We start from the raw sequence: 1,263 nt of genomic DNA, 5'->3' as shown, positions 1-1,263 counted from the left end.
GACCGGCTCGCCTACACCGGAGCGGACATGAGCCGCATCGTGGAGCCGGGCGAGATCGAGGTCATGGTCGGTTCGTCCAGCACCGACATCCGGCTGCGCGACACGTTCCGGCTGACCGGTCCGGTCCGCACGGTCGGCGCCGAGCGTGTGCTGCACACGGCGGTGGAAGTGGGCTGAAACAGCAATGGCTGTCCGGCCCGTCACCTCTCGGTGGCGGGCCGGACAGTCGTTCGACCTCAGGCGCGGGATGACGATGGGTATCCGCATGCGAAAGCGTGACTGTCCTGGACGAGCTGCCAGATGACGGCGAGTTCCCGGTCGTCCTTCGGCCCGTCCAGCATCACCCAGGTCTTGTCCACAGCGCGTCCTGGAGGGGCCGTGGTGCGTACTGATCGAGTTGGACGTGAGGGGTCCCTGATGACCGGACTGCGGGGCGTGACGAGCGGGCGCAGCGGCATGTCGTTGCCGCAGACGCGGGCCCTGGGCGGGGGTGGTGAGCGGGCGGAAGCCAGACCTCTTGGGAAGGTTGGCGTCTCTCGCCGGGGCAGTGCTCATCTTCTCCTTCCGCCCGGTGAAACTGCTGGTCAGCCGGGATAGAGGTGCGCCGTACGGCGTCCGGGCAGCACGCTGGTTCGCGGCGGACAGCGGTTGCCAAGCGGAAACCCGGACCGTGGGCCGTGGCCGGGGGTGAAGCACCGGGGCGACCGGTCCGGCGTCAGAAGATGCCGCGCCACGCGCCTTCCACCACGTCGGCGGGCAGGGCCTCGTACCGCCCGCGGATGGCGTCGAACGACTCCGCGCACCGCCGGGCGAGGTCGGCCGTGTCGATGCCGACGAGCCGCCCCGAGCGCTTGCGGATCTCTCCGTCGACGAGCACCGTCTCCACATCCGCGGAGCCGGTGTAGTGGACCAGGGTGGCCACGGGGTCGATGCCGGGGCGGGCTCGTACCGGGTCCGGCAGAACGACCGTGATGTTCGCCCGCTTGCCCGGGGTGAGGGAGCCCACCTCGTCCTGGAGTCCTACGGCCCGGGCCCCGATGCTGGTCGCCAGTTCGAGCGCGGTGCGGGCGGGCAGCACCTCCTGCGGGATGCCGCCGGCCGTGACGGCCGCGTCCCGGCGTTCCGCCTGGAGCAGCGCCCGCGCCTCGCCGAGGATGTCTGCCTGCGCGTAGCAGGTGGTGTCGGAGCCGAGAGCCGCCGCTCCGCCCCGGCCGACCAGCCGGGGCGCGAGGTAGGGGCCGAGCCCCATGCCGCCTTCCGTGC

At 71.8% G+C, this 1,263-nt stretch carries 1 protein-coding gene; it reads right to left on the bottom strand.

Annotated elements, in window-relative coordinates; genetic code table 11:
- Window positions 1-715: 715 nt before the first annotated feature.
- The coding region (locus ACIRA5_RS53655; protein ID WP_403706032.1) for an amidohydrolase family protein at window positions 716-1,263 on the bottom strand (548 nt) is incomplete at its 5' end.

The sequence above is a fragment of the Streptomyces sp. NPDC096311 genome (assembly GCF_044763085.1).
In the GTDB taxonomy this organism is placed as follows: domain Bacteria; phylum Actinomycetota; class Actinomycetes; order Streptomycetales; family Streptomycetaceae; genus Streptomyces.
The sequence above is the reverse complement of the archived record's forward strand: the minus strand, read 5'-3'. Positions and strand labels throughout refer to the sequence as shown.